Source organism: Flavobacterium sp. Sd200 (genome assembly GCF_009826935.1).
Lineage (GTDB): Bacteria > Bacteroidota > Bacteroidia > Flavobacteriales > Flavobacteriaceae > Flavobacterium.
Genome location: NZ_WUMN01000001.1, coordinates 1227749 through 1244012, shown reverse-complemented (window position 1 = coordinate 1244012; position 16264 = coordinate 1227749). Strand labels below are relative to the sequence as shown.

The 16264-nt window shown below is 38.7% G+C and carries 10 protein-coding genes; 4 read left to right on the top strand and 6 right to left on the bottom strand.

All coding sequences use genetic code 11. The annotated features are described in order from the left end of the window. Positions 1-4 precede the first annotated feature (4 nt). From GR160_RS05625 to GR160_RS05615, 3 genes are all read right to left on the bottom strand, one after another. The gene (locus GR160_RS05625; protein WP_160748841.1) at positions 5-1492 is read right to left on the bottom strand and encodes an ankyrin repeat domain-containing protein; all 1488 of its coding nucleotides are present in this window, start codon (positions 1490-1492) and stop codon (positions 5-7) included. Positions 1493-1680: 188 nt separating this feature from the next. Continuing rightward, entirely contained in the window at positions 1681-2949 is a 1269-nt protein-coding gene (locus tag GR160_RS05620; protein WP_160748840.1) for a DUF4374 domain-containing protein, read from the bottom strand. A gap of 25 nt (positions 2950-2974) precedes the next feature. Next, complete coding sequence (locus GR160_RS05615) at positions 2975-5377, bottom strand: TonB-dependent receptor (RefSeq protein ID WP_160748839.1); 2403 nt, start codon at positions 5375-5377, stop codon at positions 2975-2977. 158 nt (positions 5378-5535) lie between these two features. On the opposite strand from GR160_RS05615, the gene GR160_RS05610 reads away from it, so the two are divergent. The 3 genes from GR160_RS05610 to GR160_RS05600 all read left to right on the top strand — a co-directional run bounded on the left by GR160_RS05610 (position 5536) and on the right by GR160_RS05600 (position 13165). After that, positions 5536-6618 (top strand): helix-turn-helix transcriptional regulator, encoded by a 1083-nt coding sequence (locus GR160_RS05610; RefSeq protein WP_160748838.1) that lies wholly within the window; start codon positions 5536-5538, stop codon positions 6616-6618. A 98-nt stretch (positions 6619-6716) separates the two neighbouring features. Beyond that, the gene (locus GR160_RS05605) at positions 6717-8381 is read left to right on the top strand and encodes a tetratricopeptide repeat protein (RefSeq protein WP_160748837.1); all 1665 of its coding nucleotides are present in this window, start codon (positions 6717-6719) and stop codon (positions 8379-8381) included. Positions 8382-8560: 179 nt separating this feature from the next. Continuing rightward, positions 8561-13165, top strand: coding sequence for a GEVED domain-containing protein (locus GR160_RS05600; RefSeq protein ID WP_160748836.1), 4605 nt, complete (start codon positions 8561-8563; stop codon positions 13163-13165). 98 nt (positions 13166-13263) lie between these two features. Here GR160_RS05600 and GR160_RS05595 read toward each other — a convergent pair whose 3' ends face one another. From GR160_RS05595 to prmA, 3 genes are all read right to left on the bottom strand, one after another. Next, the gene (locus tag GR160_RS05595; RefSeq protein ID WP_160748835.1) at positions 13264-13581 is read right to left on the bottom strand and encodes a hypothetical protein; all 318 of its coding nucleotides are present in this window, start codon (positions 13579-13581) and stop codon (positions 13264-13266) included. 155 nt (positions 13582-13736) lie between these two features. After that, positions 13737-14006, bottom strand: coding sequence for an ATP-dependent Clp protease adaptor ClpS (locus GR160_RS05590; protein ID WP_160748834.1), 270 nt, complete (start codon positions 14004-14006; stop codon positions 13737-13739). A gap of 19 nt (positions 14007-14025) precedes the next feature. Further along, the gene (prmA, locus tag GR160_RS05585) at positions 14026-14856 is read right to left on the bottom strand and encodes a 50S ribosomal protein L11 methyltransferase (protein ID WP_160748833.1); all 831 of its coding nucleotides are present in this window, start codon (positions 14854-14856) and stop codon (positions 14026-14028) included. A 184-nt stretch (positions 14857-15040) separates the two neighbouring features. On the opposite strand from prmA, the gene GR160_RS05580 reads away from it, so the two are divergent. Continuing rightward, positions 15041-16261 (top strand): porin, encoded by a 1221-nt coding sequence (locus GR160_RS05580; RefSeq protein ID WP_160748832.1) that lies wholly within the window; start codon positions 15041-15043, stop codon positions 16259-16261. Positions 16262-16264 lie beyond the last annotated feature (3 nt).

Sequence of the window (16264 nt, the reverse complement as noted above, 5' to 3'; positions counted from 1 at the left end):
AATGTTATTTTAAAAAATCAATAGATATATTATTTTTTGTAATAAACTCGTTTTCTTTAGCCAGCATGTAAGCTGTTTCGTCAAACTCAGTTTTAATATCTTTTTTTGCACCTATAGAAAGCAGGTATTTTAGTGTGGCATCATCTTTAGATACCATTGCAGCTTTGTGCAGGGCAGTTATGCCCTCTTTGTTTTTTGCATTAACATCTATATTAAGTGCAGCCAGTTTTTTTACAAGGTCAAGATCGCTCTTAACTATAGCCACATGATATAAGGTACTTCCATCTTTTTGTGCTGTGGCAAAGTTAAGTCCTTTCTCCTGTAGTAATTTTATTTTTGCGCCAAAGTCATCACCTGCTTGAGCTCCCGGCCTTGGAGCCCTGTAATTTTGTACTAAATGATAGGCAAGGTTGTAGCCATCTTTGTCTTTAACGTTAACGTCGGCACCATTTTTAATTAATAAGGCCACCACATCCGCAGAGCCGTTTTTTACAGCTGCCGTAAGAGCCGATTCTCCTTTTGCATTTACGGCATTGATGTTTTTTACTTTAGGCAACAATATTTCTAACGCTTCTGTATCCCTGCCACCTGAAGCATTAATTAATGCAGTATTACCATCGTTATCTGCCTTATTTACATCTACACCTTTATTTATAAAATAATTTATTATTTCAGATTGTTTTTGCTTGCGTACTAACGAGTGAAGTACGGTTTCTCCATCTTTACTTACTACAGTTGGTTTAATTTTAAGGTCGTCTACAAGATACTTAAATACCTCTATTGTATTAGCCCCGCGGCGTGTGCCCTGTGCCGCAAAAATTAAAGCATTGTCGTTATATTTTACACCTTTGGTAAGTAATGTTTTCAGTAATGCTACATTACCTGTTCTTGCAGCATAGTTAAACGCTGTATTTCCATCGTTGTCAACATCTTTAAGCGATAATCCTTTTGTTGCAAAGTAGTTTGCAAGAGTAAGGTCTTTATCATTAGGTATTGCTATAAGCAAAAGGTTTACTCCATCTTTATATTTCTTTTTAGGATCTAAACCTGCTTTAAAAAAAGTATCATATATAGCAGTATTGGTTTGCCCATTGTTTGCAGCAAAAACTGCCGGGGTAGTATCGTGGCTGTCGTTAAGGTTAATGTCAGCACCCTTAGCTATAAGATAATTTACAATCTCAACATTACCTTTATTTGCAGCCCAGTGTAAATATATACGTGCGTCGTGAGTAAGCTTTTTTACGCCATTGCCGGGAAGGTCTATAAGGTATTTTATTGTAGCTTCGGGAGCATCGTTGTTTATTGCCATTGTAGTGGCATCAAACATCATTGGGTTAAATTCGGTTGCGCTGTTGCCCTTTGCAACTTCTGCTTTAACAGCCGCCACATCCGGATTTGTTTTCCAGAATGACTGGTCTAACAAAGTGTTTTTTTGCTGTGCGATGGCAGAAAGACCAACAAATGCACAAACTGTAAACAAGATTTTTTTCATTGCTATGAGGTGTAGTTATTTTTAATAAGTTTAAATAAGGGTAAAATTACAGGTTTTGTTTTAATAATCTTCATTAGAATTGTCTAATAAACAAAAATCTCTATCTTTTGCTTTGATCATAAAACCTAAATGAATTTTTTAAGCAAAGCAATAAAGAATATTTACTGCTTTGCTTATTTATGGAATACTTAATAAGACAGCCTTGCCAGCGCAGATACTCCGTCGGCCTGAATAACCAATCCGGCTTTTGCTGTAGCTGTTACAGGATCTATAACGTATACTGTTGGTTGTGCGCTGTCTGTAGTTACAGGGAAATACATTTTGCCGTTGTAAGCAAATGGCCATCCTGTACCAACAATATTTGCTTTAGCCGGGAAACCTGTTGTAACCCATTTAAAATCTTTGCTTCCCATTTTTACAACAGCATATTGTGTTGCGGCACTGCTAACATTAATGGTTTCATATTGCTCGTTGTAAAACTCTATAAGGAATGAGTCATCTGCAATATGCCATACTTTGCGAAAACGGTATCCGCCTGATGCAGTTTCAAGATCCCAATAGTATGAATCGAAATCTGTGCCACCTGCAGGTATGCGAATAACACCTGCATTTTTTGTTGAAGTGTTATCATAAGCACCAGAGAAAACATATACATTATCGGAAGCGTCCCTGTCAATTTGCGAATAGTAAGCAGAGCGGTAACGTCCGGCAGAGTAGCTGATACGATCGTCCTGGAAAGAACGCACTACATTAAAATCACGGTCTAATTCAAAAACCCAGCATTCATCAGGATTACCTACAGTTGCAGTAGTACTGCCTCCTGTGCCCGATGTTACACCATGAGAGAAAACACCTGCGGTAAGAAATGTTCCGTTACCCCTGTCTACAATGCCAGAGATTGTTGCATTTTCCTGTACACCGTCATAAGTTATACCTCCGTTAAGCCCTTCTGTGTGCAGGTATTTTGTAGTTACAGCGTTGCCGTTTTCCTGATCTATTAAATATGCAATTACTCCTGTAGAATTGTCCTGCAGGGTTTGCCCGCTACGTGCAGCTACAATATAATTTCCAAAAGAGCCCCATGTGCCATAACCTTTTTCTAACTGAAATTCGTTCCCCGTTTTACTTAAAACGCCATCGGCATTTATATTATAAGACATTCCTATAGACGGGTCGCCCTGGCGGTACTGCATAGCTGTTACAGAGCGTGTACCGTTGCTTACAAATGCAGTAAAGGCGTAAGGTTCTTCTATAGCACCGGCATTACCCACAATAGAAGCTGTACCTGATTCCAGGTCTTCTACAGAGAGCATGTATGTAAAATCTCCCTGTGTGGCTGCAACAAAATAATTTCCTTTTGTAGATGCACCGCTGCTGTTGCTGTCATCACTGCATCCTGTTGCTGTTAAAAAGGCGATTGCCAATGCTAATACTACTGAGTATTTCTTTTTTCTCATTTTAAATTATAATTAAAGGTTATTGTTATTTTTTGTTTTGCTTGTACATAATGAAGTAGCGCAGCTTGACCGAAAAATTCCTGCCCGGTTTTTGAAGCGCATAGTTATCATACAGTAATTCGTTGGTAATATTCCTGGCTTCAAAAGCTATGTTGTATTTTCCGTTTGCGGCAGCAAAGGTTACATTAAGGTCATGCGATAGTTGTTGGTCTATACTTAACTTATTGTTTGCAGTTGCAAGGTTTTCCCAGTTGAGAAAAAATTCGCCTACAAAATTTAGAGAATATCCGGCGGTTAGCACATTGCCTTTACCCCATATATTGTGCAGATAGTAGGCAGCATCTGCATTGCCAAAAAAGTAAGGCACATTAGGGATCCTTATATTATAGGTAGGACTTTCGCGAATTCCTGATGTTGAGGCATAATAACGCTCTTTGTCACGCAGGTTTTGGTAGGTAACATTACCGCCTACAGTAAACCTGTTTTTATAATAATAGCGTAGTTCGGCATCAACACCAATATTACGCACCGTTCCGTGGTTCATAGAGCCGCCAGTACCGTTACGTTGTTCTACTACACGACGAATGTAGTCCTGTGTATCGCGGTAATAGGCATTTACATCGGCGTAAACCGAATGGTTTTGGTTAAGTTGTTTGTTAAGCGTGGCTCCTAAATTGTAGTTCATAGAATTTTCGGCCTTTATAGATGCATTTCCTGTTTCCAGTACTTCATCCCCAAAAAGCTCTGTATCTGTAGGCAATCGATAGGCTTTTTCTATTGATGCTTTTACCTGTACGTCTTTAAAGAAATATGTAGTGGCAAGACCATAACCTGTTGTACCATAGGTTTCTTTTATCTCTGTATAAGAAGGATGCCCTTCATCTCCGGTATTTATGGGACCAATCACTTTCTGATGGTAATTTTTAGCAAACAGGTCGAGATTCCATCTGTTATTATAGCGGTAGCAGTAGGAGATTCCCAATACATTTTTTTGACTTACCCGGCGCATATTATCATAAGTTGCACCCAGTTCGGCAGATGTTACTGCCATTTCATTTTTTCGTTCATAGCCACTTATCACATCATTTATGGATACCGAATGGCTATCGTTAATGCGATAATTTAAATTTGCAGTAGATGAATAGTTATTATTATAAAAATCTGATAATGTACCGTTAGCGCTTTCACCTGCTGAACCAGTTACCCTATAATCTCCAAACCAGTTGTACTGCCTGTTTATGGTATCGTTATTATGGTTTTTATTGCGATTGTAATTAGCTGTTAAACGAAAATTAAGCCCTTTGGTAAATATGTTTCTTTTCTCGTAGTTTAAAGAGGGCATTACTGTGGTGGAGGTCCTGAACTTTTTTCCATATACTATCATCATCATATTGGCAGTCTGGATATCGGCATATTCCTGTCCAAAAGTGGCTCCTATCAAAAAGCGGTCTGCCCACCATTTGTTTACGAATCCCATTTTTATTATAGAAGTCTCATTATGATAGGTGTCATGAAAACGCTCGGCCCATTTATTCCTAATACTGTAAGTACCATCGTTTACATTTAGAATACGGTCTACAAATACTTTATAATTGTTATCGGAATAATTTTGGAAAGCATTGAACTGAACTGTGAACCCTGATTTACCGGTATATCCGAAGTTAATATTGGTTTTATGGGTATTGAAAGAACCATAAGAATAAGACATGTCCAGATAGGTATTAGCACTTTGGTTTGTTACAATGTTTATTGCCCCACCCAGCGCATCTGCCCCAAACTCTACAGGCACCACACCTTTGTAGACTTCTATACGATCGGCAATACCTACGGGTATGTTATTAAGCTGAAAAGCAGAACCAAACCCCTGCATAGGCACACCGTCCATAAACAATTTAATGTGCCTGCCTGTAAAACCGTTTAGGGATATAGACATGTCAGATCCTACACCACCCGTTTCACGTATTTTTACACCAGATGCTTTATCGAGTAAATGCGCAAGGTCTAAAGTGGTATTATATTGCGATTTTGCATCTAAGGCTACCACATTATATGGTGTTTCGCGCACCTGTTGCAGTGCCGATTTTCCCTTTATTTCTAACTCATCTAATTCTGTGGCGGCCTTTAATGTAAGTGTTATGTTTAGTTCTTTGCGTTCGTTTTCTTTTATTGTAACCGTTTCGGCCTTTTTGTCAAAACCCATTCCGCTAAACTGTATTGTATGCTTTCCTGGCTTTACATTCAGGCGATACTTACCGTTAACATCCGTTTCAGTAATACTATTTGTATTGTCTACAGTTACTGTAATACCGGGTATAGTCTCTCCGTTGGCCGATTTTGCCATACCATATATTACTGTATTTTTATGTTGGGCATTAAAAGTTATGGTAAATAATAAAAGTAAAAAGGTGTAGCGTAATTGGTGTTTCATTGGGTTTAAAGGCTGTATTTACTGTATTTTACTCAAAGTGTAAAAATCAAGCAATGTTTTATTTAATTAGACTTATTATAAATAACTTTGCGCAAAAGTATTGTTGACTGCAGTAGCACAATAATGAAAATGGTATTAAAAGTAACAGTATTGGTATTATGTATATACGGTCTAAACTTAGAGAGGAGAACGAAACCTTATATGAAATATCTGTACCCGATGAGGGCAGGAATGAATCTGAAATAGATTTCAGGGAAATCTTCTATCATAAAAAGGACGGGATTTTATTAAAAGGGCGCATTTTTAGCACAGATGGTTTTATATTGATAGAGACATGTTTTAATAATCTGGACGATTATACTGAATTGTTAAGAAAAAGAGGCGAATATGTACAGATGTCTTTATTGCTTACGGGCAGTGTGGCAACTTTTAAAAAGCAATATAAAAAGGTAAGAGACTTACCCAAAGGCATTTTACAATTGGTTTTTAGGGGAGACACAGATGTTGCAATGGAGATGCCCCGCAGCAAAGAGCCCATGAGATATATAAGGATATTTTTAGCCAGGCCCTATTACTTATCGATCATGAAAACTGAAAAGTGGGCACCATCGTCATTATTTTATCAAAATGTAAGCGAAGGCAGCTATATACATTTTGGCAGGAACCTTATACCTATTAGCCATGCGCTGCTGCAAACCATTTTAGATATATTGGATAATAACTATCAGGGCATTTTAAAAAAATATTACACAGAGCTTAAACTTAGAGATCTGTTGCTGCAACTTTTCATTTGTAATACTTCGGGGACCAATATACCTGCCATAAACGACAAAACGAGTATTGGTTTGGAAACGGCAAAGGCCTACTTGGTTTTGCACTACAATAATCCTCCAACCATCAAACAGCTTTCCCGCATTGTATCTTTAAACGAACTGAAGCTCAAAACCGGTTTCAAAGAAAAATTTGGAAGCACCATACATGAGTTCATTATAGGTTTAAGAATGCAAAGCGCAAAAAAAATGCTGGCAAACAGCAACCCCGTTAACGAAGTATCGGCTCAGTTGGGCTACAAAAGCGTTTCTCATTTTATTACAAGCTTCAAGAAGTTTTATGGGGTAACGCCAAAACAGTTTATGGTAAAAGATGTTTTAAGCAAGCTACAGTCAAATATCCTATACTTTTTTCTGAGTTTTTACTTAAATACTTTAGATGAAAATATGATAATCCTACTGGAGTGGTAAACTCTCCGCACAAGGGCATATTATCTAAATGCATTAACATTGTTTTAACTTAATACAAATGTTATATATTTGGTATTGGTTAAAAACAATGGCGCTAAATGCACTTTTTTGATAATTTATATAAAAAGATTATTGTAACCTGCTTATTGCTGATAGGTACAACTTTCTATGCCCAGCAAGTAACTGTAAAACAGTGTGATTCTATAATAAGGCAAGGGGTTTTAAAAACAGAAGAAAAGAAGTATTTGCGGGCATTGGAACTCTTAACCGAGGCGCAGGCAATTGCATCTAAAAATAAATGGGGACACCAAATGTATGGTTCTACCGTAAATTTGGGTAATTGCTATGTAGCAATGATGGATTATGGCGAGGGTTTAAAATATTATTTGGAAGCCTACAATATTGCTATAAAATTTAAATATAAGAACCTTGAAATAGGTGCCATTAACAATATTGCTATTTTTTACAGCCGCGAAGGTGAATTTAAAAAGGCATACGATTACTTTAAAAGAGCCTATGACATAAGCAAAGAACAGAAAGATTCAACCAATATTGGCATTTATACGCTAAATCTTGGTATGATACTTGGCGAAATGAAAAAATATAAAGAGGCACACGCCTATTTTAAAGAAGCACTTAAATATGCCAATAATAACCCACGTCTTGTCTTAGGAGTCAATGCCGGTCTTGCCGAAACAGAAATGGATATGGGCTACACACAAAAGGCTAAAAATTTCTCCTTATCTCTTTTAGACCAGATACCCGATAAAGTCGGCAACGATGCTGCTATATCTTTACAACTTAATGTAGCCAAAGGTTTTTTACTCGAAAAAAACTATCCGCAGGCCGAAAAGTATGCTCTGATGGGACTTAAAAACAGTGCCGAACTTAGCAGGAAACAAAAAATATATACGTTCCTTTCAAAAATTTATGCGCAGAACAAAGATTTTGATAAGGCATTGCAATATAAAGATTCGGTTTTTGCTGTACAGCAGGAACTAAATAATATAAAGAACGGCCGTGTTTATGAGAACAACCGTGTAAAGTTCGAAATTCAGGATTATAAAAATCAGATAGCCATTAAAAATGCTACAATAGCAAAAGACCGCAAAGTATATTTTGCTGTTGTAATATGCATTACCCTTATATTGTTATTGATAATATTTATTTTCAGGACTATATCTATGAGGCATAAGCAAAAAAAGCTTATTGCCGAAAACAGTCAGCAGGTAATGGCATTAAGGTTGGCAAAGCAGGAAAGCGAAGCATTGCAACAGGAAAAGTTATTTCAGCAAAAGCAGCACGAAATAATTTTAGAAAAAGAACTGCTTAAAAATGAAATAGAGCATAAGAACAGGAAACTGTCGTCTCAGGCACTGTACACCTCGGGCAAATATCAAATGATAGAAGACGTTGTTAAATTGCTTAATGACATACCCGAAATTGCACAGCTTCCTGTCGTAAAAAAACACATTCGTTTTTTACGAAATTCGCTTAACAGCGATAACGAGTGGGAAGGATTCCTTACGCACTTTGAAGAAGTAAACCATGGCTTTTTAACCCGATTAAAAGCTGCGCACCCCGATCTTAACGCAAACGATATACGCTTTATATGCTATGTGTACATGAACCTCAACGCTAAAGAAATTGCTGCCATGCTCAACATTTCTTTAGATGCAGGACGCAAGCGAAAAGAGCGTATATCGCAAAAACTTGGACTAAAAGACAGCTCAATGCTTTTTAGCTATTTGTATGAAATATAAATAGTTAAAAAATAAATCCGGTTGATGTCACAAATTTTCCGTCACGTTTTTTTAATACTCAGGTAACATTACAGAATTTTATGCCAATACCACAAAGCAATTTATTTGTTTAGGGTATTAGCACTATTATCTGTTAAAAACCAAAAACTATCGCATGAGTATTACCTTTAAAAAACACTATGAAAAAGTACTATTTTAAATCAGTCATGAGCAATGCCGTATCTGGAGCACAACGGCGTTCGCTCTACATTAAAAAAGGTCTGTTTGCAGCAGCGGCATTGTTGCTGTTAAACGGAGGTGCAGCATTTGCACAGGAATATTGTGTGCCTGCGCCTACAGGCATAAGCGGCACAGGTATAACAAACTTTACCTTTGGCACTATTAACAACACCACTGGTGCAGAAACCGGAAATTATGGTGATTATACCAATCAGGTAGCAAATGTTGGTCAAACGGTAACCCAGCCTTTTACAATTACCATGGCAACAACCATTGGCTATGGTGTAAAAGTATGGGTAGACTGGAACAACGACTTTGATTTTGATGACGAAGGAGAACAGGTTTATTCTACCACAACATCATCAAACCCAGCAGTAACACTTAACGGAAGCCTTACAGTTCCGGCAAATGCTGCTATAGGGCCTCACCGTCTAAGGGTAGGTGGCGCACTTTTAGGACGTGGAGGATCGCAAACAACTCCTTGTTTTAATGGAACAAGCGGAGCTTATGAAGATTATACACTAAACGTTACCCCACCGCCAACATGTTTTGCACCTGTAAACCTGATAGTAACCAATGTGAGCAGCGGTCGCGTAAATATAAGCTGGGGAGCCCCGACTTTAGGAAATGCACCGCAGGGGTATGAATATGCTATTGTTGATTCGCCAGCACAGCCTGTAAGTGGTGTTTCTGTAAGTGGCACGTCGGCATCTAACTTAGAATGTCCTTTAAACGGATACCTGTATGTTAGAAGCAATTGTGGCAATGGCGATTACAGCCAATGGGCTTCTGTTTCATTTTATAATGGTTACTGTACTCCCCAGCCAACCTATATAGACGGGCAGGGAATAACCAACGTTACTATTGGCAGTATTAATAATACTACTGCTGCCGAAACAGGAAACTATGGTAACTATACAGCCCAGACTGTAAATGTGGGGCAGGGAGTAACCCAACCATTTAGCATTACACTAACTACAGGGCTTGCTTTTAATACAAGAATTTGGATAGACTGGAATAACGATCTTGATTTTGATGACGCGGGTGAACAGGTTTATGACGCTACATCGGCAGTAGCCGCAACAGCAACGCTTACGGGAACTTTTACCGTTCCTGCTAATGCTTTGCTGGGCAACCACCGTTTAAGGGTGGGCAGCGTTGTAACCTGGAGCGCCCCGGTCACTGCATGTACATCTCTTTATAATGCTTCTTATGAAGATTATACAATCAATGTTACCAATCCGCCAAGTTGTTTTACACCAACTGCGCCAACAGGTACATCAGTAGCGTCTGGAATAGCAAATATAAGCTGGACAGCTCCAACACTGGGTAACACACCTACAGGTTATGAGTATGCTGTAACTAATTCGGCTACGCCTCCGGCAACAGGAACTCCTAACGCAACCACTACTGTTAACAATGTTACTGTAACAGCAAATGCTGTAAACTATATACATGTAAGGGCAATTTGTGGTAATAATAACTATAGCGAATGGTTTACCGGAACTTATTTTAATGGTTACTGTACTCCAAGGCCTACATCAATAGAGGGCAATGGTATTACGAATGTTACTTTTGGCGGTATTAATAATACAACTACCACCGAAGATAATAACTATGGAGATTTTACAGCTCAAATAGCAAATATTGGTCAGGGTGTAACCACACCATTTAGCCTTACATTAAATGTTCCACAATCATATAATGTTAAAATATGGGTAGACTGGAATAACGACCTTGATTTTAATGATCCGGGGGAAGAACTTTACAGCGGAGCTTCGGCAGCAGGAGAAGAGACATCCACTATAACAGGATATTTAACTGTTCCTTTCGATACTGTTTTAGGCAATCATAGAGTAAGAGTAGGAGCTGTGGTTAACTGGCTTTCAAATATCTCTGCATGTTATACAGGAGAATATGGTTCTTATGAAGATTATACGCTTAATGTAACCACGCCACCAAGCTGTTTTACACCAACAAATGTTGCAGGCCAAATTACATCGGCCGGGGTAAACAGCCTTAGCTGGACTGCACCACAGCATGGTACTACTCCTGACGGATATCAGTATGCTGTTACAGAAACCTCTGCAACTCCTGCAACAGGTACAGATGTAACCGCTACAACAGTAAACGGAATAAACGTTCCTGTAAATGCAGTTAGTTATCTGCATGTCAGGACCAATTGTGGCAATGGCGATTTTAGTGAGTGGGTTACTATTCCGTTTTATAATGGAGTTTGTATTCCTACCCCAAACTATGTTAACGGACAGGGTATTACAAATGTTACAATAGGCTCTATAAACAATACTACCGTAAGGGAAGACGATGAATTTGGAGACTATACTGATCAGGTAGTAAATATTGGCCAAGGTGTTAGCCAGCCATTTAGTATTGGTCTTAATGTTTATGTAAGATACAATGTTAGAATATGGATCGATCTTAACGATGATCTTGATTTTACTGATGAAGGCGAACAGGTTTATGCAGGTATATCTGAGGCTACAGAAACTACAGTACTATCGGGTAATATAAACATACCGATAACTGCACCATTAGGAAACCACCGTTTAAGAATTGGTATTACTCCTATGGATAATGAAGTTCCTCAACCTTGTGGCTACATGACTAACGGTGCCTATGAAGACTATACTGTTAATGTAACCACACCACCAAGCTGTTTTACTCCATCTGCTCCTGCGGGTGTTGCAACAACGGCTAACACGGCTAACCTTAGCTGGACGGCTCCAACGTTGGGTAATACCCCGGCAGGTTATCAATATGCGGTTACAACGTCTAATACACCTCCGGATAGTGGTACAAATACAACAGGAACATCTGTAACCGGATTTACCGGTATTACCAATAATACTTACTATTACCTGCATGTTCGTACTGATTGCGGCGATGGCGATTACAGCCTGTGGGTAACCTCGCTAAGGTTTAGATATCTTGAGGGAGATACCTGTGCTACAGCAATAGACCTTACTAATCAAAGCAGTCCTTACAGTTTTAGTACACAAGGTGCTGAACATAATTTTTCACCTGAATGCTATAGCGATCATACCGCTCCGGATCTTTTTTATACTATAGATGTGCCTAACGGTTATACGCTTAGCATCAGAATGACCGAACCTGGTTATGATGCCGTACATTCAGTATTTTATGGAGGTTGTGCTGCTAATGAGCAAACTTTCCTGACCTGTACTGATGACGACTTTGAAGAAACCGTTTGGGAAAACCGTACGGGCAGCACGCAAACAGTATATTGGGTACAGGATGGATGGAGCACTGCCAGCGGAAACTTTACATTAGAATGGAGCTTTACGCCTCCACCTGCATGTGATGTTCCGAGGCTACTTGATGCAGATATAACTTCGCTTACCAGTACTAATGTTAGTTGGGCATTGCCTAATACAGGTACTCCTGTAGGATATGAATATGCTGTTACAAACTCACAGACACCGCCTGCAAGTGGTGAATATACTGCGGCATTTTCTGCATCAGGAATAGCAATAACACCAAATGTACTTACCTACCTGCACGTGCGTTCTGTTTGTGGTGAAGATGGATTTAGCGAATGGGCTACCTATGAGTTCTTTAGCGGATACTGTGTTCCTACAAATAACGAGTCTACAGAATTTTATATATCAGGAATAACTACAGAAGGTGGTGAAACCAATATATCTAATACAGGTACAGGTTTTAGCGGTTATACCGATTATACAGCAACTCACTCTGTAACTACTTATGCAGGAGGAGCATTTACAATAACTGCTACACATCCCGGGGAAGAATATCTGTATACAGTATGGATCGACTGGAACAATAATTTTGATTTTAGCGATGATGGAGAAAGGGTTATCAATTCGCCTTATTTAGCTTCTCCGGCTCAGGTTGGTACTGTTACTGTACCGGTTGGTGTTGCAGAAGGCACTTATAGAATGAGGATACGTAATGCGCGTTTAGGTTCGCCTATACCGGTATGTGGTGAGCAGGGTGCAGGTGAGGCAGAAGATTATACTGTAATTGTTACGGCTGCACCAAGTTGTTTTGCCCCATATGGTTTATCTATTGAGCCTGTAGATGCAAGCACAGCCAATCTTCGTTGGAGCCCGCCGGAATTGGGAACTTTTCCACAGGGATATGAATATGTGTTGAGTAATACATCTGCCGAGCCTACTGGTAGTGGTACTCCAACAACATCTATATTTATAGACAGTGCTCCATACAATCCTGCTGTAAGCAATTATCTTTTTGTTCGCAGTAATTGTGGCGACGGAGGTTTTAGCGAATGGGTAAGTACTTCGATACTGGATACTGACCACCCTTTGTCTTTAGAAAACAGTGTAACAGTGTTTAAAGAAGGCAGTTCTATAAATATTGCATCAGGAAATATTTTAATTACAGGTGTAAATGTTTACGACGTTCGCGGAAGCAAACTTTATACACAGTCTGATATTAATGATACAAAAGCAGCGATCAATGGTCTACAGATACAACAGCAGGTTGTAATTGTAGAGATTAATACTGCTAAAGGAAAAGTAAGCAAAAGAATTGTTTACTAAAAAAAGTAGACCAACACTACACACACACAAATGTTTTATTAAAAAGCCGCCTGAAGTTTAACTTTAGGCGGCTTTTGCTTTTATGTTCGCTATAAAGATTATTCTTTATCTTTTTTGTGAACCAATAGTTTATCTATAATTTTACGGGAAGCGTTTTCAGGAAATGCATCGTTACCAGTCACTAAAATTCCTTTATGTCCTAATTTTGACTGGATGCCATAAACAGTGGCTTTCTCATCTGGGTCGGTTTCCCCTTCATAAAAATAAATATGGGCAATTTCAAATTCATCTTCTCCAAACCTGCCTGAAGTACCTATAATTACATCGCCTTCTATATTAAAATCTTCGATAAACCCTTTTGTCTTAAGTTCGTCTATGGCTTTAAGCACGGGTGCATAGTGATACGTAATTTCCATGATGTGTGTTTTATGGTTATCTTCAAATTTAATTAAAAAACATATTAATTAGTATAATTCGATACATCTTTAAAAGGAACTTATTTTCTTAACATCACGGGTGATTGAAAGGAAAATGGGATAAAAAAAGCCGGAAGAAATCTCCCGGCTATTAATTATATTATCTCTGCGTTTAAACCTGCTTCAAGTAATGAAGAGCATTGTGGCTTCAGCTCTTTCATTTCGCCAGTTTTAACGGTGCATTTGCCATTGTAGTGCACAATAAGCGAACATTGTTCTGCCTGTTCGGGTGTGTGTTTGCATACCTTCATCAGAGTGTTAATCACATGGTCAAAAGTATTTACATCATCATTATACAGAACTATCTCATTGTTGTTAGATACCTGTTCTTCGGTAAGTACTTCTTCTAATACTTTAGTGCTCATATTCAAACATTTAAAAATGCTAATTTACGTATTTTAGCGCAACCCAGTTATTCTTTTGGTGTTTTTTTATTAACCTTAAACCTTTTTCGGTGCACGAAGCATCTATAAAAGGTATGTCTTCCTCATAAAAACCGCTAAGTAATAAAACGCCGTCTTTATTAAGACAATCTACATACTGCTGCATGTCGTTTAATAGTATATTACGGTTAATGTTTGCAATAATAACATCATAGTTTTTGCCGGCAAGCAGTGAGGCATCGCCCTCATAAACACTAATGTGTTTACAGTTGTTGCGTTCGGCATTTTCTATAGAATTAAGGTAGCACCAGTTGTCAATATCTATGGCATCTATAGGCTGTGCACCCTTCATTTCGGCAAGTATTGCAAGTATGGCAGTGCCACAACCCATATCGAGTGTTTTTTTACCCTCAACATCGGTTTCAAGTAAGTGCTGTATTACCATAAAGGTGGTTTCGTGATGGCCGGTACCAAAACTCATTTTAGGCTCTATGACAATATCATATTTAACCTCTTTATATTCATGAAAAGGGGCACGCACGCGGCAGGTATCATCTACCTCAATAGGCTCAAAATGCTTTTCCCATTCCTCATTCCAGTTTACCTGCTCAATTTCTTCAACAGTATATTCAATTTTAAATTCTTCCGAATCAAGAATTTGGATATCGTTGAGCACATCCTCTGTCCAAAATTGTTTTTGTATGTAGGCGCTAAGCCCATTCTCTGTTTCTTCAAAGCTTTCAAAAGGAGTGTACTCCAGTTCGGCCATCAGTATTTCTGCTCCCGGCTCTTTTGGCGATACGCTAAAATGGTATCCTATGTATTCTGGCATAACTTTAATTTTTCGCAAAGGTAATATTATGGTAACATTGAGTGGTAATAATTAATATTAAGTTTGCGCAAACTTTACAGTCGTGATTTATGGCTTGTTTAGCTTGCTGCTGCCCAATGTTATATGGCACTGTTACCTTTAAATTTTGCTGCAAATAAAACATAATTTTTGTAATAAACATTAAATGAAAAATATCCTTTCGTTATTCCTGCTCTTAACTGCAATCGCTGCCACTGCGCAGATTAACATAGAGCGAACTACTAAAGATAATGACCTTAAGCTTTCGGCACTGCCATATTATAACTATGGTAAAGGATTAGGAATAACGTCGCCCGATAGTATATTTCAGTTCAATATACGTTTCAGGATGCAAAACCGCGCAACCTATTTGCAAAATGAGGGTGAAGATGCGGCTATAGACGGACAGATCCGCCGTTTGCGCCTTCGTTTTGATGGCTATGTAGGTAACCCGAAGTTTATATATGCTCTACAATTATCTTTTGCCCCAGGTGATGTAGGTGAGGTTAAAGAGGGTGAGAATATCAACATTATTCGTGATGCGATATTGTTTTACCGCCCTAACAAGCACTGGAACTTTGGTTTTGGGCAAACAAAGCTGCCTGGTAACCGCCAAAGGGTAAATTCATCGGGAGGTTTACAGCTAACCGACAGGAGTATAAACAACGCCCGTTTTACGATAGACAGGGATTTTGGTTTCCAGGTGCACAACCAGCACGAAACGATTGATAAATTCTCATATAACCTTCGTGGAGCAATATCTACAGGGGAGGGGCGTAATTCTACCGATAAGCCCGATAATGGACTGGCATATACAGGCAAGGTAGAATTATACCCATTAGGTGCTTTCACTAAAGATGGGGCTTATTTTGAGGGCGACCTTATGCGTGAGACTAAACCAAAATTAATGCTGTCGGGTGCATACCAGTTTAACAACAAAGCAAGGCGAACAGGCGGGCAGCTTGGCAACGACCTTTTTGAAAAGCGCGATATGCAGTCGATACTTTTAGACGCTATGGTTAAATATAACGGCTGGGCGTTTATGAGTGCCTATATGCAACGCATTGCCGATAATCCTGTTACTGTTAATCCTGATGATACAACTGATATTCAATACATATTTACAGGTCATGGTTTTGATTATGAGGTTAGTTATCTTTTTCCGACAAATTATGAGATTATTGGGCGTTTTTCTACTCAGGAAGCGCATAAGGACATCCGGATTCTTGCACCAAACACAAAACAATACAGCCTGGGTGTTACCAAATACATATGGGAACATGCATTTAAAGCACAGGCCGAAGTAACGCTGGACGACCTGAGCTATTTTGACGGAAGCTCAAAGAAAAACTGGTATGTGCGTTTTCAGGTGGAAATTGGGATATAGTAC